The following is a 21,792-nucleotide window of genomic DNA, read 5'->3' as shown; positions in this document are numbered from 1 at the left end:
ACGCGCCGCGCTTTCCGGCGCGGCGCCCCAGCCGGAAAGCACCGCATGTTCACCACACCTCCCGTCAATCTTCCCCCCGATCCGGTCGCGGAGGCACCCGAAGCGCCGCACATGAAAGTCCTCGGCGCCGGCGCGCTGGCCGCCGTGCTGGCGGCGCTGTCGATGCTGGGGCCTTTCTCCATCGACGCCTATCTTCCGGCCTTCCCCAACATCCAGTCCACGCTGAACGCGACGCCGATCGAGGTCCAGCAAAGCCTGACGTTCTACATGCTGTCCTTCGCCTGCATGGTGCTGTGGCACGGCGCGCTGTCGGACGCCTTCGGCCGCCGCAACGTGATCCTGGTGTCGCTGGCGATGTTCGCGGTCGGCACGCTGGGCTGCGCCGCCGCGCACACGGTGCACTACCTGTGGGTGTTCCGCATCCTGCAGGGCGTGTCGTCCGGCGCCGGGGTGGTGGTGGGGCGCGCCATCATCCGCGACCTGTACCAGGACGCCGCCGCCGCGCGTCTGCTGTCGATGGTGACGATGATCTTCTCGATCGCGCCGGCCATCGCGCCGATACTGGGCGGCTGGGTGGTCACGCTGTTCGACTGGCGGGCGATCTTCCTGGCGCTGCTGGCCTACAGCGTGCTGCTGTTCGTCTACTGCTACCGCCGCCTGCCGGAGACGCTGCCGAAAGAGAAGCGCCATCCCTTCAATCCGCGCTTCCTGCTGCGCAACTACACCGAGATCCTGCGCTCGCCGCTGTTCCACCTGAAGTCCGGCGTGGTGGCGCTCAACTTCGCCGGCCTGTTTTTGTACATCTCGTCGGCGCCGGTGTTCCTGCCGCAGCACCTGGGGCTGGGCGCCTCGCAGTTCGGCTGGTTGTTCATTCCGTCGGTGAGCGGGATTTTCCTCGGTGCGCTGGCGGCCAACCGCATCGCCGGAAAGATGGCATTTTCGCGACAGATAGCCATCGGTTTTTGTTTCCTGCTGGCCGCGTCGATATTTAACGTTTGCTACCACTTGTTGCAGCCGCCGGCGCTGCCGTGGTCGGTGGCGCCGATTTTCTTCTACACCTTCGGCATGTCGGTGGTGGCGCCGGCCGCCACCCTGCTGGCCCTGGACCTGTTTCCGCACATCCGCGGCACGGTGGCGTCCTGCCAATCCTTCGCCACCACCCTGCTCGGCGCGCTGGTGGCGGGGGTGATCGCACCCTTCCTATCACACTCCGCGCTGTGGTTAGCCGCAGGACAGATGGCTTTTAGTGCCTCTTCTCTCGTTTTGTGGTTGACGTCGCGCTATTACCGGAGCATGCTTCTACGCCATCCGGGTCGGTAATTATTTACGGCAGGAAATTGACTTAGTTTAGAAAGAAATCTTACTTGCTGTTAAGTTACTACAAGACTTTATGTTAGTATAACTTTTTGGTAGCAATTTTTGCCCCCGAATTTTGCACAACGACCGGCCCAGACAACGCTTGATACGATGCATCAACCTGACCATGATATTCGCAATCGCCTGCTGATTGCCCGTCTGCCGGCAATGCCGCAGATACTCATTAAGTTGATTGAGCACTTGCAGGCCGACGACGCCGGCATGCCGGAGCTGGCCGCCCTGATCGCCAAGGATGCGGCGATGACCAGCAAGATCCTCACCGTCGCCAACAGCTCGGCCTATCACCGCAACGCGCGCGTGGTCGGCCTGGAGCAGTCGCTGGTGTCGCTGGGCACCGACATGATCAAGACGCTGGTGATCAGCGAATCCGTGTTCCAGACCTTTAACAGCTTCCCGCATTCGAGCAGCACCGACTTGCGCGGCTTCTGGAAAGGTTCCCTGACCACCGCCGTCATCGCCCGCGACATCGCCAAGCGCATGGAATACCCGCAGGTCGAGGAAGCCTACCTGGCCGGCCTGCTGCACAACGTCGGCCGGCTGGCGCTGCTGGCCACCGCGCCCAAGGAATACGCCTTCAACTTCATGGCGCGCGACGACGAGGACCTGTGCGCGGTCGAGCAGCGCACGCTGCAGATCACCCATTCGGAGGCGGGCGCCTGGCTGATCGAACGCTGGCACCTCGATTCCTTCCTGGCCGACAGCGTGCTGTATCACCACGAGCCGATTTCGCGCCTGGAGTCGGCCCATCCCTTGATCCGCATGGTGCGCCTGGCGCACCTGCTGTGCTTCCACGAGGACCAGCACCAGGCCATCGAGGAGGCCGGCCACCTGTGCAGCCTGGACGCCGAGACGCTGGAGCAGATCGTCAACAACGCCGCGCGGCAGGTGGAGAAGTCGGCCGCCTACCTGGGCATCGACCTGGCCGGCGCCGACGACGTGCCGACGCCGTCGGCCTACGCGGCGCCGCCGGTCGATCCGGTGCAGCAGCGGCTGTCCGAGGAAGTGCGCAACATGGTGCTGGTGTCCGAGATGGGCCAGACCTTCGCCCGCCAGCAGGGCGAGTCCGGCCTGCTGGACGCGATGACGCGCTCGGCGCGCATCCTGTTCGATTTTGAAAACGCCGTGGTGCTGCTGGAGAATCCGACCGGCCACGCGCTGCACGGCGCCGCCGCCGGCGACCAGCAGCAGCGGCTGGCCGAACTGGTCATCCCGCTCAACAAGGGCGGCGTGGTGGCCGATGCGGCGCTGGAGCGCAAGCTGGCCTTCGTCAGCCGCGACGGCAATCCGCAGCAGGCCCTGAACGTGGCCGAGGAACAGCTGTTCCGCCTCCTCGGCAGCGAGGCCATGGTGTGCGTGCCGCTGGTGGCCAACCAGCGCTGCCTGGGCGTGTTGATCGGCGGCGCGCCGGCCTGGCAGATGGCCGGCTTCCAGAAGCGCGAGCGCTTCCTGCAATCGTTCGGCACCCAGGCCGCCGCCGCGCTGGAGACGGCGATCAGCGAGCGTGGCCACACCAAGCGCCAGATCGCCCACGTGGCGGAAGAATACCGCGAAGCCTCGCGCCGCGTGGTGCACGAGGTGAACAACCCGCTGTCGATCATCAAGAACTACCTGTCGGTCCTGGACGGCAAGCTGGCCAAGCGCGAGCCGGTGGTGGGCGAGATGTCCATCCTGAACGAGGAGATCGACCGCGTCGGACAACTGATCAACGGCCTGGCCGACCTGCAGCCGACCGAGAGCTCGCGCGTGACCGACGTCGCCCGCGTGGTGGACGACGTGCTGCGCCTGTTCCGCGCCACCGACTTCGTGCCGGCCTCGGTGCAGATCGTGGTGCGCATGCAGGAGGAGCCGGCCGAAATCGACGGCGACGCCGACCTGCTCAAGCAGATCCTGGTCAACCTGATCAAGAACGCCGTGGAGGCACTGGCCGACGGCGGCAAGATCGAAATTTCGAACCGCGGTCACGTCAACCGCGAACGCAAGCTTTACCTGGAACTGGTGGTCAGCGACACCGGCCCTGGCCTGTCGGCCGAGGTGCTGGCCAATCTGTTCTCCGCAGTGCGCAGCACCAAGGAAGGCGCGCACCATGGCCTGGGCCTGTCCATCGTCCACAGCCTGGTGAAAAAAATGCAGGGACTGATCACCTGCCGTTCCGGTAAAACGGGTACCACCTTTGAAATCCTGCTGCCCGCTCGCGGCAGCACCAGTCAAGTCGCCGGCGTGCAAACGCGGGTGATGGATTCAGTTTAAGGCCATGATGAACCTGAACCCAGCCAGCCTAACCGCTGCCGCCCCGGACGACCACGCCCCCGTCGCCCTTCCCGACAACTGCCCGCGCATCCTGCTCGTAGACGACGAGCCGCGCCTGTTGTCATCCCTGTACGAACTGCTGCGCGACCGCGACTACCACCTGGTCACCGCGACCTGCGGCAGCGAAGCGCTGGCCCAGCTGACCAGACTGAAGTTCGACCTGATCCTGCTCGACCTGCGCCTGCCGGACATGAGCGGCCACGAGATCATGGACTTCATCAACGCCAAGGAGATCGACGGCGACGTCATCGTCATGAGCGGCGATGTCGGCATCGAGGCGGCCATCGGCGCGTTGAAGCGCGGCGCCTACGACTACTTGCGCAAGCCCTACAGCCGCGAGGAGCTGCTCAAGACGGTGGAGAACGCGCTGCAGAAGCGCCGCCTGGCCATCGACAACGAGCGCATCGCCTCCAAGCTGGAGAATTCCGAGAAGATGTACCGCTACCTGGTGGACAGCTCGCCGGACATCATCTACACCCTGAATCACGAGGGCAAGTTCACCTTCGTCAACGACCGCGTGCAGCAGCTGCTGGGCTTTACCCGCGAGGAGCTGATCGGCCGCCACTACTCGGTGCTGGTGCACGACGAGGACCAGGAGCGCGCGCGCTACGCCTTCAACGAGCGCCGCGTCGACGAACGCGCCTCGCGCAACGTCGAGCTGCGTTTGAAGTGCAACACCGGCAGCGGCATCGAGCGCACCTTCAACAACACGCTGATGACGATTTCGCTCAACGCGATCGGCATGCACATCCCGGACCACGAGGTGAAGAAGCACGAGTTCTTCGGCACCTACGGCGTGGCGCGCGACATCACCGACCGCAAGCGCGCCGAGGAGGTGATCTCCTACCAGGCCTACCACGACATCCTGACCGACCTGCCGAACCGCATGCTGTTCAAGGACCGTCTGGGCCTGGCCGTGATCCAGGCCAAGCGCAAGCTGACCGAGTTGGCCGTGATGTTCATCGACCTCGATAGATTCAAGCTGGTCAACGACACGCTGGGCCACGTCAAGGGCGACGAGCTGCTGCAGCAGGTGGCCACGCGCCTGAAGGATTGCCTGCGCCGCGGCGACACGCTGGCGCGCCAGGGCGGCGACGAATTCACCATCGTGCTGCCGGAGCTGCGCGACCGCCAGGACGCCAAGTCCATCGCCGACAAATTCCTGGAAAGCCTGCACAAGCCGTTCGACCTCGATGGCCACGAGGTGCACATCTCGGCCTCGATCGGCATCGCCATCTATCCTGGCGACGGCGAGACCATCGACGAACTGCTGCGCCACGCGGACATCGCCATGTACCAGGTGAAGGCGCTGGGCAAGAATGGCCACAGCTTCTATCACAACTCGATGCTGGACGTGTCGCACCAGAAGATCGCGCTGGAGCAGAGCCTGCGCAAGGCGCTGGAGCTGAACGAGCTGGAAATGTACTACCAGCCGCAGGTCGACGTGGCCACCGGCCGCATCATCGGCGCCGAGGGCCTGATGCGCTGGAACCATCCGCAGCGCGGGCTGCTGTCGGCCGGCGAGTTCCTGCCGTTCGCCGAAGAGAATGGCCTGATGCTGCCGATCTCCGACTGGATGCTGGGCGCGCTGTGCCGCGACCTGCTGCAGTGGAACGCGGCCGGCGGCGAGTCTATCCGCCTGTCGCTGAACCTGTCGCCGCAATACCTGGACCGCGGCGACTTCTTCGAGAAGATGCGCGGCGCGCTGACGCGCTACGGCATTTCGCCGGCGCAGATCGAGGTCGAGATCACCGAGAACATCTGCATCCGCAATCCGCAGTACGCGATCGAGCAGCTGAACAAGTTGTGCCAGCTGGGCGTGTCGGTGGCGATCGACGATTTCGGCACCGGCTATTCGTCGCTGTCCTACCTGCACCGCTTCCCCATCCACACGATCAAGATCGACCAGTCCTTCGTCAAGGAGATCCACGACGAGAACGGCCACTACCCGGTGATCCTGGCGATCATCTCCATCGCGCGCGGCCTGGGCTTGCACCTGGTGGCCGAGGGCGTGGAGACCGAGGTGCAGGCGCGCTACCTGCAGGCCAACGGCTGCACCACGATGCAGGGCTATCTGTACCACCGCCCGATTTCGCTGGCCAGCTTCATGGACGTGCTGCAGGAGCAGGGCCGCCTGACCGCCATGCCTTCGGCGCACGGGCTGCACGCCGTCGCCAATGTGGAACCCCAACCGGCGATGATCGCGATCCAAGCTTGAACAGAGTATGACGAAATACAGTCCCAACGAAGCCGACGCAAATAACGGCAGCACTTACACAGCCGAGTTCTTGCGCGTCAAGGGATTGGCCGAACGCGGCGTCGCCAACGCCCAGCACAGCCTGGGCTTCATGTACTTCAACGGCCAGGGCGTGGCGCAGAGCTATGAGCTGGCGGTGGTGTGGTATCGCCAGGCCGCGCAGTCGGGCCTCGAACATGCGCAGTACAATCTGGGCGTGATGTACCAGAAGGGCCAGGGCGTCGAGCAGAACTACCAGGAGGCGGCAGCGTGGTATCAGCTGGCCGCCGAGCAGGGCTACGCCGCCGCGCAGTACAACCTGGGCTGGCTGTACGCCAAGGGCCAGGGCATCGACGCCGACACGCAGAAGGCCATGTACTGGTTCAGCAAGGCCGCCGACCAGGGCGACGCCGGCGCGCAAAACAACCTGGGCATGATGTACGACACCGGCAAGGGCGTGCCGCAGGACTTCAAGCAGGCCATCGCCTGGTATCGCAAGGCGGCCGAGCAGGGCTATCCGCGCGCGCAGTTCAACCTCGGCCTGCGCTACGACAACGGCCAGGGCGTGCCGCAGGATGTGGGCCAGGCGATGTCCTGGTACCGCAAGGCGGCCGACCAGGGCTATGCGCCGGCGCAGTTCAACCTGGCGCTGCGCTTCGACAAGGGCGACGGCATCGCGCAGGACAGCCAGAAGGCCATCCTGTGGTATCGCCGCGCGGCCGAGCAGGACCACGCCAGCTCGCAGTTCAACCTGGGCCTGATCTACGACAACGGCCAGGGCGTGCCGCGCGACGAGCAGAAGGCGCTGGACTGGTACCGCAAGGCGGCCGAGCAGGGCCACGCGGCGGCGCAGAACAACCTGGGCCTGCGCTACGACCACGGCCAGGGCGTGCCGCAGGATTACGAGCAGGCGCAGTTCTGGTACCGCAAGGCGGCCGAGCAGGGCTTCCCCGGCGCGCAATACCATCTGGGCATGCTGTACGACGCCGGCCACGGCGTGGTGCAGGACCACCAGGAGGCGATCTTCTGGTACCGCAAGGCGGCCGACCAGGGCCATCTGCGCGCGCAGTTCGACCTGGGCCTGCGCTACGAGACGGGACGCGGCGTGCCGCGCGACGACCGCAAGGCCATGGCCTGGTATCGCCGCGCCGCCGAGCAGGATTACGCGGCGGCCCAGTACAACCTGGGCCTGCTGTTCGACAAGGACGACGGCCCGCAGCCCGATTGCGCCCAGGCCAACGGCTGGTACGCCAAGGCGGCGGAGCTTGGCCATGCGCTGGCGCAGTTCACGCTCGGTCTGCGCTATGACAACGGCCAGGGCCTGGCGCAGAATTACGCGCAGGCGCATCACTGGTATCTGAAGGCCGCCGGCCAGGGCCATGCGCGCGCGCAGTTCAATCTTGGCTTGATGTTCATGGTCGGCCAGGGCGTGCGCGCCGATCTCGCGCAGGCCTGGATGTGGCTGGCGATGGCCGATCGCAACGGTTATGCCGCCGCCGGCCGCTATCTGAAAAACGCCGCCGCCCGCATGGACAGCGTCCAGCTGGCGCAGGCCCGCGAACGGCTGGAGCTGTTGCCGGGCTGAGGCTTTTTGCCGCCCGCCGGCTCAAGTACCGCCGATTATTGCCGTAAGTTAAACGACAACCGTCACTCCGTGGCGGCACGGGATCTATCGGCATGCAGATCAACACCAACCTCTCCGCCCTGAACGTCCAGCGCAGCTATGCGCTGGCGGGCGAGGACATGGCGGTGCGACTGCAAAAGCTCTCCAGCGGCCAGCGCATCAACTCGGCGCGCGACGACGCGGCCGGCCTGGCCATCAGCGAGCGCATGACTTCGGGCATCAACGGCTTGAACAAGGCCAGGCAAAACATCAACGATGGCATTTCGCTACTGCAGGTGGCCGATGGCGCGGCCGGCCAGCTGCTCAATAATTTCCAGCGCATGCGCGAACTGGCGGTGCAGGCCGCCAACGACACCAACAGCCAGACTGATCGCGCGGCCATCCAGGGCGAGGTGACGGCGCTGGCGGCGTCCAACGTGGACATCGTGGCCGGCGCCCGCTACAACAACCTGAGCTTGCTGGACGGGACGTTCTCGCAGCAGCTGCAGGTCGGCGCCGGGGCGGACCAGACGCTGGCGCTGGCGATCCCGGCGGCGCTGGTGCCGGCCGGCTACAGCAAGCAGTTGGTCAACATCGCGCCGCAGCAGTCCACCGCGGTCGGCACGGCGGTGCTGGGGGCGATCGGCTACGGCGATCTGGTGATCAACGGCGCGGTGGTGGGGGCGTCGGCGGCCGGCGCGCAGCCGGGGCAGGGCGCGGGCAGCGCCTACGCGGTGGCGGCCGCCATCAACGCGGCCAATGTGCGCAACGTCACGGCCAGCGCCGCCACCACCTTGTCGGGCGACGTCGGCGCCGTGGGCGCGCTGGCGGCCGGCAGCTTTTCCGTCAACGGCGTCAGCATCGGCGCCATCGCCGGCGCCACCGCGGCGATCCGCGCGGCCAACGCCGCCGGCGCGATCGGCGCGGTGTCCGGCGCCAGCGGCGTGACCGCCAGCGCCGCCGGCGGCACGCTGACGCTGAGCGCCGCCGACGGCCGCGACATCGTCATCACCGAATCGAATCCCGGCAGCGTGGCGTCGCTGGGGCTGGCGCTGGGCAGCACCAAGGGCACGGTCACCGTGAGCGAGGCGGCGCGGCTGGGCGCGCACTCGATGAGCATAGCCGGCGCCAATCCGGCCAAGGCGGGGCTGAGCGCGGGCAAGCAGGCGTCGGTCATCGTCGGGCCGCCGCAGCTGGTGCTGCAGGATGTGTACAGCGGCGGCGAGCCGGTGCAGGACTTGTCCAACTTCAGCGGCGCCAGCGCGGCGCTGGACTACTTCGACGGCAAGATAGACGAGGTGACCACCATCCGCGCCATGCTGGGCGCGACCAGCAACCGGCTGTCGGCCGCGGCCAGCAACGCCGAGATCGGCGCCAACAACCTGGCGGCGGCGCGCTCGCGCATCCGCGACACCGACTACGCCAGCGAGACCGCGCAGCTGACCCGCGCCAGCATCCTGCGCGAGGCCGGCGCCTCGATGCTGGCGCAGGCCAACGCCCAGCCGCGCAACGCGCTGATGCTGCTGCGCTGATTACTGCTGAACTGCTTCGGGCGCCGACACGTGGCCGACCCGGTAGCGCTGCTCGTGCGGCAGCGGCGGCAGGGCCGGCTCGCCGCGCCACAGGCACAGGCGCACGATGCTCCAGCCGCCCGGCTCGAAGCCGATCACCACCGCCAGCGCGCCGCATTCGAGCGCGTGGCGCGCATGCTGTTCCTCCCGCTGCCGCAGTTGCGCCAGGTCGCTGTGGGGCGCGATCGCCTCGACGCTGCGGGTGGCGTGGCGCGCCTGCCGCACGTCGGCGCCGACGCTGGCGTGCCACGGCGTCCAGGTGCGCACCGACGGCCAGCCGAAGGCTTGCGCCACGCCGGCGAAACCAGGGCCGTTGAGGAAGTCGTGCATGCCGTCCTCGCTGTGCCACAGGTAGAAGGGCGCGTACAGGTTCTCGGCCGACTCGCCGCGCTCGGCGTGCAGATAGGCCTTGAACGCCAGGTGCGGCAGCTTGTCCAGCAGCGGCCCCTTGCTGGCGATGCGCTCGCGCACGATGGCCATGTCGTAGTCGGCCGGCAGCGTGAAGCTGTATTGCATCGCGATCATGCCGGCCTCCACAGGCTGGCGGCCGGGGCGCCGCCGCTGAACGACCAGTCGTCGCCCTGCGAGCTCGACACCACCACCATCACGTCCTGCGGCCGCAGGCCGGGCGCCTCGGCCAGCAGCTCGACCAGGCGGCGGTAGAAGGCTTGCTTCATCTCGGTGCTGCGCGGCTTGCCGATGGTGATGTTGATCAGCACGAAGTCGTCGGAGCGCGGGCCGGACGGGCTTTCGTAGTCGCGGTCGAACACCAGCTCGTGCCGCTCGTGCTGGTGGATCAGCTGGAAGCGGTCCTTCTGCGGCACGTTGAAGGCCTCGACCATGGCGCGGTGCAGGCTGTTCGACAGCGCGGCCAGGTACTCGGGCGATTTTCCTTTCAGCAGGGAGATGCGGCTCATGGGCATGATGGCCTCCGGTAAGTGATTGACAGGTCCTACGATACAGCGTTATGTTAATCCTGAAAATCAGGAATATTTTGATCGACGATGCAATAAAACGGGATGATCATGCGACGAATTACTTTTGACCTCGACGTGCTGCGCACCTTCGTCACCGGCGTGGACCTGGGCAGCTTCGCCAAGGCGGCCGACCGGCTGGGGCGGTCCACCTCGGCCGTCAGCGCGCAGCTGAAAAAGCTGGAGGACCAGCTGGGCATGCCGGTGCTGCGCAAAGAAGGGCGCGGCATGGTGACGACCTCGGCCGGCGAAGCGCTGCTGGGCTACGCGCGCCGGCTGCTGGAGCTCAACGACGAGGCCGCCACGGCGGTGCGCGGCGCCGAGCTGGCCGGCAGCGTGCGGCTGGGCATGCAGGAGGATTTCGGCGAACATCTGCTGACCGAGGTGCTGGGGCGTTTCGCGCGCGTGCATCCACGGCTGCGGGTGGAGGCGCGGGTGGCGCGCAATGCGGACCTGATGGCGCAGATGGCGAGCGGGCGGCTGGACCTGGCGCTGGCCTGGGACAGCGACGCCGCCCTGGTGCCGCCCCCGCACGGCGCGCCGGTGATCGCCCGGCTGCCGCTGCGCTGGATAGTCGCGGCGGATGCGCCCGCCATGCTGCGCGACGGCGAACCGCTGCCGCTGGTGATGATGGAGGCGCCCTGCACGATGCGCAGCATCGCCACCGCCGCGCTGGACCGCGCCGGCATCCCGTGGCGGATCGCCTTCAGCAGTCCGGGGCTGGGCGGCGTCTGGGCCGCCGTGGCCGCCGGCCTGGGCGTGACGGTGCGCACCGGTCTGGTCTTGCCGCCCCGCCTGTGCGCATTGGACGATGTTGCGCTGCCGGCGCTGCCGGTGATCGGCCTGCGCCTTCATCGCTTGGAAGCGCAGTTGAATCCGCCCGCGCAGCGCCTGCACGATATCGTGCTTGAGGCGCTGGAGCCCTTGCTGGAGCCGGCGCTGGCAAGGGCCGCCTGATTTCTCCCGGCGCGTCCCGGCCAACAAGGTTTGCCATTTCGCGTCGGGATTGCGTAGACTGGGCGTCATGAAAAAAATTGCCAAGGTCTCCATGTTTGCAGCATTGCTTGCCGCCGCCTACCTCAGCCTGTGGCCGGTGCCGATCGTGCCGGTCAGCTGGAGCGCGCCCGCGCCGCCCGGCTACACGGGCGTGCACGCGGTCAACCAGCGCCTGGCCGGCCTGCGGCAGATCTCGCTGGGCGCCGAGACGGGGCCCGAGCATGTGCTGGCCGGCCCGGACGGCAAGCTCTACACCGGCGTCCTCAGCGGCAAGATCCTGCGCATGCAGGCCGACGGCGCGCAGCTGGAAACCTACGCCGACACCGGCGGCCGCCCGCTCGGCCTGGACTTCGACGCCGCCGGCAACCTGATCGTGGCGGACGCCGTCAAGGGCTTGCTGTCGGTGGCGCCGGATCGCAGCGTGCGCGTGCTGGCCGACAAGGAGGGCGGCGACCCGATCCGCTTTGCCGACGGCGTGGCGGTCGCGGCCAACGGCAAGATCTACTTCAGCGACGCCTCGCAGCGCTTCGGCCCGGTCGGGCGCGACACGATGGGGGCGGCCATGCTGGATGTGCTGGAACAATCGTCCACCGGGCGCGTGCTGGAATACGACCCGGCCAGCAAGGCCACGCGCGTGCTGGCCGGCGGCCTGAGCTTCGCCAACGGCGTGCTGCTGAGCGCCGACCAGCGCCATTTGTATGTGGCCGAGAGCGGCAAGTACCGGGTGTGGAAAATCGCCGTCGACGCGGCCGGCCTGGACGTGCGGGTGGCGTCGCCGCAGGCGCAGGTGCTGCTCGACAACCTGCCCGGCTATCCGGACAACCTGGTGCGCGGCCTCGACGGCCGCATCTGGCTGGGCCTGTCCGGCCCGCGCAACGACCTCGACAAGATGGCCGACAAACCCTGGCTGCGCAAGCTGATGCTGCGCGTGCCGCGCGCGCTGTGGCCCGAGCCCAAGCCCTACGGCCACGTCGTGGCGTTCACCGAGGACGGCCGCATCGTCGCCGATATGCAGGACCCGAGCGGCGCCTCGCCCGTGACCACCGGCCTGACCGAGACGGCCGGCCGCCTGTACCTGCACAACGTCAGCGCCGGCAGCATAGGCTGGATGGCGCGCTGAAAGTAAATGTCAATATGCTCACACCCTGTTACTTCAATAAAAACAACGGTTGAGCAATATTTTTACATGTAGCTATCATAATGACAATTTGTTGAAATTTTTGCAGTAAAATACCCGCACTGTTGCTCGCCACATCCTCAATTCCTTTGAAGGGTTAGCCATGCGTAAGTTATTTTCTGCCTTGCTGTGCGCCGCCGCGTTCGGCGCTCCGTCCGCCTTTGCCGCCAACCTGGTCGCCGATGGCGACTTCTCCGACGCCAGCCTGGCGGCCTGGACCCAAGGCGGCGATCCCTTGCTGCAATTTGTCGGCTACGACTATTCCGGTACGCCCCTGTCCGACTTGTTCAACCGGGTATTTTGGGACGGCAACTCCGACAGCGCCGGGCTGCTGGGCCAGCAAATCGCCACCCACGCCGGCTACCAATACAGGCTGGAATTCGACCTGCAACGCTTCGACAGTTCGTTCGGCGCGGTCCCGGTGGTCAACGATGCCCAGGTGCTGTTCAACGGCGCCGTGGTCTGGCACCAGGTCAACACCAGCGGCGACTGGACCCACTACGTCCTCAACAACCTGAGCACCGACAAGGCGTCGACCTGGTTGCAGTTCTCCAATCGCAACCTCTACGACTACACCGAAATCGACAACGTTACGCTGGTGTTGACGGCCGTGCCGGAACCCTCGTCCGCGCTGATGCTGTCGCTGGGCTTGGGCGGCTTGCTGCTGACCGGCCGCGCCAAGCGCCGCCGACGCGGCTGACACCATCCCCCAGCCTGTACGCCGTCGCCCGACGGCGCATTTTCCATCCGCCGCCCGGCCGCGCCGGCGCGGCATTTCTTGCCATCAGGAGCGACCATGTCACTACCATTTTTGGGTGAAATCCGCATGTTCAGTTTCAACTACATTCCCAAGGGTTGGGCGCGTTGCGACGGACAGCTGTTGCCGATCAACCAGAACCAGGCGCTGTTTTCCCTGCTGGGCACCATGTACGGCGGCGACGGCCGCACCACGTTCGCGCTGCCCGACATGCGCGGGCGCATGCCCATGCACAACCCCCAGCCGGGCGCGCAGGGCGGCGAGGCCATGCACACGCTGACGGCGCTGGAACTGCCGCAGCACACCCACCCGATGCAGGCGGTCAACCAGACCGATCCCACCGTGCTGCGTTCCACCAGCCCCAGCGGCAACTACCTGTGCTCGATTCCGGCCGGCGGCGCCAACGTCTTCCACGGCTACGACGGCAGCGCCGCGCTGGCGGCGAGCAGCGTCGCCAACGCGGGGGGCGGTCAAGCCCATGAAAACCGCCAGCCCTATGCCACCAGCATGTTCGGCATCGCGCTGAGCGGCATTTTCCCTTCGCGCAATTAAGCGATCCGTTTCAGGAGACCATTCATGTCTATGCCATATATCGGTGAAATTCGTATGTTCGCGGGGAACTTCGCCCCGGCGGGGTGGGCGTTCTGCGACGGCGCGCTGCTGCCCATTTCGGAATACGACACGCTGTTCAACCTGATCGGCACCACCTACGGCGGCGACGGCCAGGAAACCTTCGCCTTGCCCGACCTGACCGGCCGGGTGCCGGTCCACGTGGGCGCGCTGGGGGCGCAGAGCTACCAGATCGGCGAAAAGGGCGGGCTGGAGCAGGTGACCCTGAGCACCGCGCAAATCCCGGCGCACAACCACCGGGTCAACGCCAGCACCGCCGTGCCGCCGCCGGCCACCGGCGCGATCGACATCACCGACGGCAGCAGCTGGGTGCCGGCGGCGCCGTCGCCCAAGCCCAAGCTGTACGGCACGGCCGGCCCCAATCTGCTGATGGGCGCGGGCACGGTCGGCGTCGGCGGCGGCAGCCAGCCGCATGACAATATGGCGCCCTTCCTGGCGGTGCAGTTCATCATCTCGCTGTTCGGCATTTACCCAACTCAAACCTGAGGAGACACCATGGCAGATCCCTTTGTTGCGGAAATTCGCCTCTTCGCCGGCAATTTCGCGCCCACCGGCTGGGCCACCTGCGATGGCCAACTGTTGCCGATCGCGCAGAACACCGCGCTGTTTTCGCTGCTGGGCACGCAGTACGGCGGCGACGGCAAGAGCACCTTCGCGCTGCCCAATCTGCGCCAGCGCGCGCCGCTGCGCGCCGGCCAGGGCGCGGGCCTGACCGAACGGCTGCAGGGCGAGGCCGGCGGCGCCGCCACCGCCAGCGTGAACGCCGCGCAGACGCCGGCCCATGGGCACCAGATGATGGCGTCCGGTTCGCCGGCCACCACGACCAGCCCGAACGGCAATACGCTGGCGGTGTCGGTGTCGCCGACGCCGCCGTATATCGGCCCGGCGCCGCTGCATCCGATGGGCGGCGCGGTGCTGGCCGCGTCGACCGGCGGCGGCCAGGCCCACAACAATGTGCAGCCCTACCTGGAGCTCAATTTCATCATCGCGTTGCAGGGCATCTTCCCGCCGCGCAGCTAATCATCGTGAAGGAATCATCATGGAACGGCGAACCTTTGTATTAGCCACCGGCGGCCTGCTGGGCGGCAGCGGCCTGTGCGGCGCGGCCGAGCTGGCCAAGGCCCGGACGGCGGCCGTCGCCGCCGTAGCTGCGCCGGCTCCGGCGCTGGCCGGCAGCGCCGCCTACCTGCCGCTGCTGCAGGAGCGCTTCAATGTGTATCCGGGCAACCGGGGCGTGGCGATGACGCTGCTCAGCGTCAAGCGCAACTTCCAGGCCGCGCGCGGCGACCAGTTTTCGCTGACCTTCGCGGTGCCGGCCGGCCAGTCGCTGGCCAGCGGCGCGTATGAGGTCGAGCACGCCAGCCTGGGCAAGCAGACCCTCTATCTGCAACTGGCCGGCAGTGGACCGGAAGGCAATTACTACCGCGCCGACTTCAACCTGCTGAACTGAGCCCGGGTTCAAGCGAACTTCAGGAACAGCGCCGACGACCAGACCTTGCTGTCGTCGCGCTGGCGGCCGAAGAAATACACCGGACGGTGGCCGAAGGCGGCGTTGTCCGGCGCGATGTCGATCGAGCCGGAGAGGTCGGTCGGCAGCGCGTGTTCGGTCAAGCGCTCCAGCGCCAGGAACAGTTCGGTGCCGCCCAGATCGAGCTTCAGGCCGCCCGCCGCCAGCAGTTCCGCGCCGCTGATCTCCCAGCTGAATCGCGGCTGGTGCACAAACGGATTCGGCTTGAGCGGATCGCCCACCTTGACGTAGCTGCCGATGCTGCCCTCGACCTTGATGGTGCAGTGGCGCAGGTTGCTGACGTCGATCTCCACGCTGTCGGCGTCGCCGTAGGTGTCGCTGCGGAACACGATATCGGTCGGCCCGTCGCGGCGGCACACCTCCTCGCCATGCTCGAAGCCCTGCGACTGGAAGCGGTTGATGGTGCCGTTGAGGATGGTGATGCGGCCCTGCCAGACCGCCCAGCGGTAGCGATCCGGGATGCGCGCGCCGCCCCAGCGCAGGCGGATCAGGCGCTCGGAATAGCCGGCTTCCTCGTGCAGCTTGCGCTGCCAGATCAGGCCGTTGTGGTCGTACGCGGCGATCTCTTCCCAACCGGCCTGGCCGAGAAAGCGGTAGTCCAGCGTGGCCGGCCCGCGCTGGGGGACCAGGTCGCCCTGCCGGTAATCGCCGCAGCGCACCAGCAGCGCCGTGTGCTCGCCGGTGGTGGCCCAGGTGTGGCGGGCGCGCAGGGCGCGGCCTATGGTGCGGCGGTCCAGGCGGTCGGCGATCACGCCGGTCAGGCCGCCGTGCACGCCGAACACCTGGGTGCCGGGCGGGCCGCCGCCGGGACGGCCGCGATGCTCGTCGCCGCTGGCCGCCACGCCGAGCTGGTAGCCGCGCGCGATGACGTCCTGGTACAGCCAGCCGAAGTGTCCCCAGCTCGATGCGATCTCCACCAGCCGCTCCAGCTCGGGATGGTGCCAGTCGGGGATGTAGCGGCGGCCGCCGACGTGCGGCATGATCAGACGGTGCTCGGCGTCGTCCACGTAGGCGGCCCACAGTTCCTCGACCGGCCAGCGGCCCAGCTGCACCGCGCTGCCCTTCATGTCCTCGTTCCACACCAGCGTGCGGTTGTGTTCGCCCTGCCGGTTGTAGGGGAAGTCCGGCGGCGCGTCGTCCAGGAACACCACGTTGTGGTCGCCGCCGGCGGTCGAGCTGCCGCACCATTCCTGGACCGGATAGCAGACGAAGCGTCCGGGCTGGTTGAACTCCTCCACCGTGCGCACGCCCAGCTGCCAGTTCTCGTCGGTGATCTGGAAGTCGTTGGCGGTGTAGCCCAGCACGTCGATGCCGCCGATGTCGCGCGCGTAGGCGGCGTTGTAGGCCGGGCTGTTGGTGCCCACCGTGTCGCTGGCGTGCACGTGCAGGTCGGCGTAGAAGGAGCGCGGCGCCGGCAGCGCGGCGTCGAGCGTGACCAGCGCCTCGGCCGGCGGCACGTCGCGCCGGCCGGGCAGCTCGGCCACCAGCCGCAGCTGCGGGAAGTCGTTCGGCAGGTCGTCGACGCCGATGCTGGACCAGCCGGCGTCCGGCAGCGCATGCTCGCGCTCATACACCTGGCGCTCGCCGGCGTAGGCGCGCAGGCGCAGCGTGCCGCCGCTGTCCCGGCAGGCGTTGCCCCAGCGGTCCAGCACGGAGAAGCGGAACGGCAGTGCCTGCCCCGGATGCGCGAAGCGCGGGCCGTTCACCAGCAGGCGCGCCGGCGCGCCGGCCGCGATGTCGATCACGACGTCGCCCGGCACCGCGACAAAGCGCGAGGTGCCCAGCGGATCGACGTAGCAGCGGAAGCGGAAGTGGTCCTCGACGAAGGTCTGCACCCGGGTGCCGGGACCGCCGCCGCGCCGGTCGCCCAGGCGGATCACGATGTGGTCGCCCGCGTTCAGGTAGCCATCGACCACGTCGACGATCAGCGCCTTCTGGAACGGGCGCTCGTGGCCCTTCTGGTCGAAGCGGATGCTCAGCGATTGCACCGTGGCCGGGCTCTGGCCGGGCCGCAGCGGGCCCGCGTGGTATTCGGCGCTGATGAAGTTGGCGGCGGCCGGATCGCTGCTCTGGAACAGCGCCCAGTCGGAATAGAACTTGAAGGTGGCCTTGAACCAGCCGCCGTCGGCCAGGCCGGCCGCGCCCACCTCGTAGTCGAGCACGATCTCGTTCCAGCTGCCGCTCTCCAGGCGCGCGACGTTGCAATGCACCCGTCCGACGAAGGGCAAATCCTTGTTCCGCAAATACAAACCTTCGGGGGCGTGGTGCGGGCCCAGCTTCTCGCGCAGCGCGCTGTAACGCGCCGCCGCCGTGTTCTCTTGCTTGCTCATCTTGTGTGCTCCGTGAGGGGATTAAAACGGCCAGGGTGCGGTGGGGTCCCACAGCGGAATGCCGAGGAAGGCATACCACGGCGCCATCACCAGGATGCCGTAGGCGATGGCGATCAGCACCGAGACGATGCCGACCCTGGCGTAGTCGCCGGTGCTGAAGGTGCCGCTGCTGTAGGCGATCACGGCGGCGGTGATCTGCGTCGGCAGCAGATAGGCGAAGCTGTCGGTGTCGGCCACCAGCATGGTGAAGGCGATCGGATGCAGACCCAGCTTGGGCGCCAGCGCCAGCAGGATGGGCGCCAGCATGGTGACGGCCGCCACGTTGGACAGCATGCCGAGCCGGATCACATGCGTGCCCGCCATGACGATCAGCAGGATGCCCCACCACGGATGGCCCTGCGCGACGGCGTGGATCTGGCCGGCCAGCCATTGCGCCAGCCCGGTGCTGCTGATCGCCGACGAGATCGACAGCGCGCCGGCCAGCAGGAACACCGTGCCCCAGATGGTGCGGTCCTGGATGTCCTTCCATTTGATCTGGATGAGGCCGGGCGTGAACACCAGCGCCAGTCCCAGCAGGGCGATATTCTCGGTCGGGATCTTGTGCCACTGTTCGCTGGCCCACAGCAGCGCCACCAGGCCGAACACCAGCAGGATGGACCAGTCCTGTTTGCCCGCCGGCGGCAGCTTGCGCTGTTCCTCGCGTATCGTTTCCAGCCCGCCCGGTATGGCGGTGCGGCGGGTGCGGAAATAGTATTGCACCCACCACTGGGTCAGCACGAACATGCCCAGGTAGGGCCATTGCAGCTTGAACCAGTCGAGGTAGGAGATGCGGATGTGCAGTTCGCTGTTGAACAGGCCGGTGAGCACCAGGTTGGGCAGGTGCGCGGTCAGGATGCACATGCCGCTGATCATGGAGCCGTACACCAGCGACTGGATGACGATGGCCTTGGCGGCGTTGCGCTCCTGCTCGGTGTCGCCGAACAGCCTGGTCAGGCCGTTGATCACCGGCAGCAGCGTGGCGGCGCGCGCGTTGGCCGCCGGCACCACGAACGACAGCGCCAGATTGACGCCGAACATGGTCCAGATCACGCCGTTGACGGTCTTGACCTTGATCTTGTCGAGCAGGCCGAGCGCGATCCGGCGGTCCAGTCCGGCGCACTGCATGATGGCGGAAAACAGGAAGGCGACCAGGCACAGGAACACCACCGGGTTGGTGTAGCCGTTGGCCGCCTTGGCCATCGGCGTGACGGCCTTGGTCAGCACCAGCAGCGCCGGGATCAGCAGGCCGGAGACGGCCACCGGCAGCGCCTCAAAGATCCAGATGATGGCGGCCCACGCCATGATGGCCAGCGTGGCCTTGCCGGCGACCGTCAGGCCGGCCGGCACGGGCATCAGCAGATGGATGGCCGCCAGCGCCAGCCAAGCGCAGATGAAGCCGGTCAAGGCCCTGGCCGGCGCGCGGCCGGCGGCGATGTGCGGGCGCAGCAGGCCGCGCCATTGGAAGGCGGGCGCCCAGGGCGCGCGCGGTTGCGTGAGTTCTCCGCTCATGGGCGGCCCCGCGTGGTGAGATTGGTCGTCATTGTTTCCCCAATTGTCGATAGGCTCAGAGCGTAGCAGCGACTATCCGTTGAGGACACGTATATAAAATCATATTGATATGTGGATTCCGGCAAGGTGGCCGGCGACGAGTTATACGCTTTGCAAATGAAAGATAGTTCAACAATAAATTATAAAAATATGCTGCGGCGCAGTATATTTAAAACGCTGCAAACGATTTCACCCCATCATTTTTGACTCGGAGGATTTATGTTCACTAAAATTTCTGCAAGCGCGGTGGTGTCGGCTCTGGTGTTGAGCCTGGTATCGGGCGTGGCCTCGGCGGGCGATATCCAGGCCCGGTTCGACAAAGAGACGTGCAGTGCGCCGGAATACTCGTCCGCGTGGCGCGACGACGAGCCACAAGGCGACGTCAAGGTGAAGCTGCTGGTGTCCCCGGACGGTAGTGTGACGGAGGCGAAGCTGGTTGAGTCCAGCGGTTACTCGACGCTTGACAAGGCATCGCTGCGCGCCAGCGTCAAATGCAAGTTCAAGCCGGTCGCCAAGGACAGTGACATCGCCCAGGGCTGGGTGAATGTCCGATATACCTGGGTTCTCAACTGATCCATGGGCAGGCTGTCGCACGTGGTGCAGGGCGAAGCCGCAAGCGCTTCGCCCTGTCCGGCGCCGACATTGCGGGCAGCTCTCGCCTCGGTGAACCTGGCCATCGCGCTTTTCATAGCGGTAACCATGCCGCAACATTGTCAATGATGTGCAATCCCGCGTAGAATGCTGCCAACGCGGGTGTAGCTCAATGGTAGAGCAGAAGCTTCCCAAGCTTACGACGAGGGTTCGATTCCCTTCACCCGCTCCAGCCCACTCATCGCGCTGCGGCGCCATGCCTTCACATTCCCCGCTAGAAGCGATTGCCGACGCCAGCCGCGTGAGCTGCCGTCGGCCCGCTGCTTTCCGCTGAGCCGTCAAGCCAGCGCCAGCTGCCGCGCGCGGATGGTTTGCCGGGCCGGGGCGTTCGCGCTGGCGACCAGGTGCAGCGGCGCCGCCCCGTGATCGCCCTCCAGCTTGAACGAGCTCACCAGCTGCGCCAGCGTGCCGGCCTGGTTCTGCAGCGATTCGGCCGCGGCCGCCGCTTCCTCCACCAGCGCGGCGTTCTGCTGGGTCACGGTGTCCATCTCGGTGATGGCCTGGTTGATCTGCTCGATGCCGGTGTCCTGCTCCTGGGTGGCGGCGGCGATGTTGGCCATGATGTCGGTCACGCGCTTGACGCTGACGACGATCTCGTCCATCGTGGCGCCGGCATTGTTGACCAGCTCGCTGCCGCGCTCGACCTGCCCGACCGAGTCGCCGATCAGGGTCTTGATTTCCTTGGCGGCCGAGGCCGACCGGTGGGCCAGGTTGCGCACCTCGGTGGCCACCACCGCGAAGCCGCGGCCCTGCTCGCCGGCCCGCGCCGCCTCCACCGCCGCGTTCAGCGCCAGGATGTTGGTCTGGAAGGCGATGCCGTCGATCACGCCGATGATGTCGACGATCTTCCGGGCCGAGGCGTGGATGGCGCCCATGGTGTCGACCACCTGGGCCACCACCGCGCCGCCCTTGAGCGCCACGTCCGACGCCGACACCGCCAGCTGGTTGGCGTGGCGGGCGTTGTTGCCGTTCTCGCGCACGGTGGCGGTGATCTCCTCCATCGACGAGGCAGTCTCCTCCAGCGAGCCGGCCTGTTGCTCGGTGCGCGAGGACAGGTCCTGGTTGCCGGTGGCGATCTGGCTCGACGCGCTGGCGATGGTCTCGGTGCCGGCCCGCACCTGGCTGACGATGTGCTTGAGGCTGTCGTTCATTTCCTGCAGGGCCAGCAGCAGCTGGCCGGCCTCGTCCTTTGCGCACGGGCCGAAGCGGGTGCTCAGGTCGCCGGCGGCGACGGTGCGGGCCACGCGCAGCGCCTGGCGCAGCGGCTCGACGATGGAGCGCGTCAGCAGGTAGCCGGTGGCCACGGCCAGCAGCGTCGCCACGGCGGCGAACACGGTCATCAGCGTGGCGCCGCTGGCGGACAGCGCGCCGGCCTCTGCGGCGAACTGCTCCATGCCTTGCACCTGGGTGCCGGCGAACACTTCGATCGCGCGCAGGTAGACCGCCTGCGGCGGCAGGATTTCCTTGAGCAGGTAGGCGCGCGCGGCGTCGCCCTGTTTCGCCTTGATCAGCGCGATCATGTGGTGTTCGTGGTCCCTGAAGGTGGCGCGCGCGGCGATCAGCGCCTGCAGCGCGGCCTTGCCCTGCTCGGTGTGGATGATGGGCTGCAGCTTGTCGAGCGCGGCGGCGATGACGGGGGCGGAGGCCTCGATCTTGGCCAGTTCGCTGGCCGCGACCTCATCGTTGTCGGCGGCGATCAGCGCGGTGCGCAGCGCCCGGGTTTGGCGGTTGACTTCGTTCTCTATGGTTTGCGCCAGCGCGATCTTGGCGTAGCGGTCGTGGACGATGATGTCGGTGTCGCCGTTGATGGCGTGGATGCGGCTGATGCCGATCGCGGCCGTGGCGACCAGCAGCGCGGTCACGATGGTGAAGCCCAGGCCCAGCCGGGTGCCGATCTTGAGGTTGTTGATTGAATTCACTTGTTTCTCCGTAAACTAAAGGTGGTCGGCGCCGGTGGGCGTCGTGGCGACATCGATGAGTTTCCGGCGGAGATAAGGCCGGGAGGCGGGTGGTGGCCCCGGGGGAGAGGGGGCGGGTGCGGCAGAGATTCCAGTGTAGAACAGTCGTT

18 protein-coding genes and 1 tRNA gene are annotated in these 21,792 nt (G+C 67.1%); 14 read left to right on the top strand and 5 right to left on the bottom strand.

The genetic code is table 11. The annotated features are described in order from the left end of the window. Positions 1-45: 45 nt before the first annotated feature. From AC07WS_RS27205 to AC07WS_RS27185, 5 genes are all read left to right on the top strand, one after another. Positions 46-1,320 (top strand): multidrug effflux MFS transporter, encoded by a 1,275-nt coding sequence (locus tag AC07WS_RS27205; RefSeq protein ID WP_494732077.1) that lies wholly within the window; start codon positions 46-48, stop codon positions 1,318-1,320. Between the two features lie 204 nt (positions 1,321-1,524). Next, entirely contained in the window at positions 1,525-3,624 is a 2,100-nt protein-coding gene (locus tag AC07WS_RS27200) for an HDOD domain-containing protein (protein ID WP_494732076.1), read from the top strand. Between the two features lie 7 nt (positions 3,625-3,631). Beyond that, positions 3,632-5,902 (top strand): putative bifunctional diguanylate cyclase/phosphodiesterase, encoded by a 2,271-nt coding sequence (locus tag AC07WS_RS27195; RefSeq protein WP_494732075.1) that lies wholly within the window; start codon positions 3,632-3,634, stop codon positions 5,900-5,902. 7 nt (positions 5,903-5,909) lie between these two features. Beyond that, a complete protein-coding gene (locus AC07WS_RS27190; protein ID WP_494732074.1) occupies positions 5,910-7,505 on the top strand; it encodes an SEL1-like repeat protein in 1,596 nt (531 codons plus the stop codon). A gap of 92 nt (positions 7,506-7,597) precedes the next feature. Next, complete coding sequence (locus tag AC07WS_RS27185) at positions 7,598-9,055, top strand: flagellin N-terminal helical domain-containing protein (protein ID WP_494732073.1); 1,458 nt, start codon at positions 7,598-7,600, stop codon at positions 9,053-9,055. Here AC07WS_RS27185 and AC07WS_RS27180 read toward each other — a convergent pair whose 3' ends face one another. Further along, entirely contained in the window at positions 9,056-9,619 is a 564-nt protein-coding gene (locus tag AC07WS_RS27180) for a DUF4865 family protein (protein ID WP_494732072.1), read from the bottom strand. Continuing rightward, positions 9,616-10,017: a tautomerase family protein gene (locus tag AC07WS_RS27175; RefSeq protein WP_494732071.1), complete on the bottom strand. Its 402-nt coding sequence runs from the start codon at positions 10,015-10,017 to the stop codon at positions 9,616-9,618. Before AC07WS_RS27175 ends, AC07WS_RS27180 begins: the two co-directional genes overlap by 4 nt. A gap of 102 nt (positions 10,018-10,119) precedes the next feature. Between AC07WS_RS27175 and AC07WS_RS27170 the strand changes: the two genes are divergently transcribed. From AC07WS_RS27170 to AC07WS_RS27140, 7 genes are all read left to right on the top strand, one after another. Continuing rightward, positions 10,120-11,025, top strand: coding sequence for a LysR substrate-binding domain-containing protein (locus AC07WS_RS27170; protein WP_494732070.1), 906 nt, complete (start codon positions 10,120-10,122; stop codon positions 11,023-11,025). 67 nt (positions 11,026-11,092) lie between these two features. Further along, the gene (locus tag AC07WS_RS27165) at positions 11,093-12,184 is read left to right on the top strand and encodes an SMP-30/gluconolactonase/LRE family protein (protein ID WP_494732069.1); all 1,092 of its coding nucleotides are present in this window, start codon (positions 11,093-11,095) and stop codon (positions 12,182-12,184) included. Between the two features lie 160 nt (positions 12,185-12,344). Further along, a complete protein-coding gene (locus AC07WS_RS27160; protein WP_494732068.1) occupies positions 12,345-12,941 on the top strand; it encodes a PEP-CTERM sorting domain-containing protein in 597 nt (198 codons plus the stop codon). 96 nt (positions 12,942-13,037) lie between these two features. Then, positions 13,038-13,550 carry a phage tail protein gene (locus tag AC07WS_RS27155; RefSeq protein WP_494732067.1) on the top strand — a complete coding sequence of 171 codons (513 nt, stop codon included), beginning with the start codon at positions 13,038-13,040 and terminating at the stop codon, positions 13,548-13,550. 24 nt (positions 13,551-13,574) lie between these two features. Next, a complete protein-coding gene (locus AC07WS_RS27150) occupies positions 13,575-14,114 on the top strand; it encodes a phage tail protein (protein WP_494732066.1) in 540 nt (179 codons plus the stop codon). A 9-nt stretch (positions 14,115-14,123) separates the two neighbouring features. Then, on the top strand, positions 14,124-14,648 hold the full coding sequence (locus AC07WS_RS27145) for a phage tail protein (protein WP_494732065.1): 525 nt from the start codon (positions 14,124-14,126) through the stop codon (positions 14,646-14,648). A gap of 19 nt (positions 14,649-14,667) precedes the next feature. Next, positions 14,668-15,078, top strand: coding sequence for a DUF6916 family protein (locus AC07WS_RS27140; protein ID WP_494732064.1), 411 nt, complete (start codon positions 14,668-14,670; stop codon positions 15,076-15,078). An 8-nt stretch (positions 15,079-15,086) separates the two neighbouring features. Here the strand turns inward: AC07WS_RS27140 and AC07WS_RS27135 are convergent, their stop codons facing one another. Both AC07WS_RS27135 and AC07WS_RS27130 read right to left on the bottom strand, forming a co-directional pair. Continuing rightward, entirely contained in the window at positions 15,087-17,486 is a 2,400-nt protein-coding gene (locus AC07WS_RS27135; protein WP_494732063.1) for a hypothetical protein, read from the bottom strand. Between the two features lie 21 nt (positions 17,487-17,507). Next, on the bottom strand, positions 17,508-19,034 hold the full coding sequence (locus AC07WS_RS27130; RefSeq protein WP_494732062.1) for an SLC13 family permease: 1,527 nt from the start codon (positions 19,032-19,034) through the stop codon (positions 17,508-17,510). 258 nt (positions 19,035-19,292) lie between these two features. On the opposite strand from AC07WS_RS27130, the gene AC07WS_RS27125 reads away from it, so the two are divergent. Both AC07WS_RS27125 and AC07WS_RS27120 read left to right on the top strand, forming a co-directional pair. After that, positions 19,293-19,646: an energy transducer TonB gene (locus AC07WS_RS27125; protein WP_494732061.1), complete on the top strand. Its 354-nt coding sequence runs from the start codon at positions 19,293-19,295 to the stop codon at positions 19,644-19,646. A gap of 176 nt (positions 19,647-19,822) precedes the next feature. Then, positions 19,823-19,896: transfer RNA gene (locus tag AC07WS_RS27120), tRNA-Gly, on the top strand. A gap of 106 nt (positions 19,897-20,002) precedes the next feature. Here AC07WS_RS27120 and AC07WS_RS27115 read toward each other — a convergent pair. Beyond that, positions 20,003-21,643, bottom strand: a complete 1,641-nt coding sequence (locus AC07WS_RS27115; protein ID WP_494732060.1) for a methyl-accepting chemotaxis protein — start codon at positions 21,641-21,643, stop codon at positions 20,003-20,005. Positions 21,644-21,792 lie beyond the last annotated feature (149 nt).

This window comes from Duganella sp. GW821-FHT01E12 (assembly GCF_059422325.1).
This window is presented reverse-complemented; position numbering and strand designations above follow the sequence as displayed.

Coding starts and splice junctions, on each gene's coding strand:
- AC07WS_RS27175 (WP_494732071.1), bottom strand. CDS start 10,017: ATGCCCATGAGCCGCATCTCCCTGCTGAAAGGAAAATCGCCCGAGTAC.
- AC07WS_RS27140 (WP_494732064.1), top strand. CDS start 14,668: ATGGAACGGCGAACCTTTGTATTAGCCACCGGCGGCCTGCTGGGCGGC.
- AC07WS_RS27125 (WP_494732061.1), top strand. CDS start 19,293: ATGTTCACTAAAATTTCTGCAAGCGCGGTGGTGTCGGCTCTGGTGTTG.
- AC07WS_RS27170 (WP_494732070.1), top strand. CDS start 10,120: ATGCGACGAATTACTTTTGACCTCGACGTGCTGCGCACCTTCGTCACC.
- AC07WS_RS27145 (WP_494732065.1), top strand. CDS start 14,124: ATGGCAGATCCCTTTGTTGCGGAAATTCGCCTCTTCGCCGGCAATTTC.
- AC07WS_RS27180 (WP_494732072.1), bottom strand. CDS start 9,619: ATGATCGCGATGCAATACAGCTTCACGCTGCCGGCCGACTACGACATG.
- AC07WS_RS27205 (WP_494732077.1), top strand. CDS start 46: ATGTTCACCACACCTCCCGTCAATCTTCCCCCCGATCCGGTCGCGGAG.
- AC07WS_RS27165 (WP_494732069.1), top strand. CDS start 11,093: ATGAAAAAAATTGCCAAGGTCTCCATGTTTGCAGCATTGCTTGCCGCC.
- AC07WS_RS27155 (WP_494732067.1), top strand. CDS start 13,038: ATGTCACTACCATTTTTGGGTGAAATCCGCATGTTCAGTTTCAACTAC.
- AC07WS_RS27160 (WP_494732068.1), top strand. CDS start 12,345: ATGCGTAAGTTATTTTCTGCCTTGCTGTGCGCCGCCGCGTTCGGCGCT.
- AC07WS_RS27185 (WP_494732073.1), top strand. CDS start 7,598: ATGCAGATCAACACCAACCTCTCCGCCCTGAACGTCCAGCGCAGCTAT.
- AC07WS_RS27190 (WP_494732074.1), top strand. CDS start 5,910: ATGACGAAATACAGTCCCAACGAAGCCGACGCAAATAACGGCAGCACT.
- AC07WS_RS27200 (WP_494732076.1), top strand. CDS start 1,525: ATGCCGCAGATACTCATTAAGTTGATTGAGCACTTGCAGGCCGACGAC.
- AC07WS_RS27130 (WP_494732062.1), bottom strand. CDS start 19,034: ATGAGCGGAGAACTCACGCAACCGCGCGCGCCCTGGGCGCCCGCCTTC.
- AC07WS_RS27195 (WP_494732075.1), top strand. CDS start 3,632: ATGAACCTGAACCCAGCCAGCCTAACCGCTGCCGCCCCGGACGACCAC.
- AC07WS_RS27135 (WP_494732063.1), bottom strand. CDS start 17,486: ATGAGCAAGCAAGAGAACACGGCGGCGGCGCGTTACAGCGCGCTGCGC.
- AC07WS_RS27150 (WP_494732066.1), top strand. CDS start 13,575: ATGTCTATGCCATATATCGGTGAAATTCGTATGTTCGCGGGGAACTTC.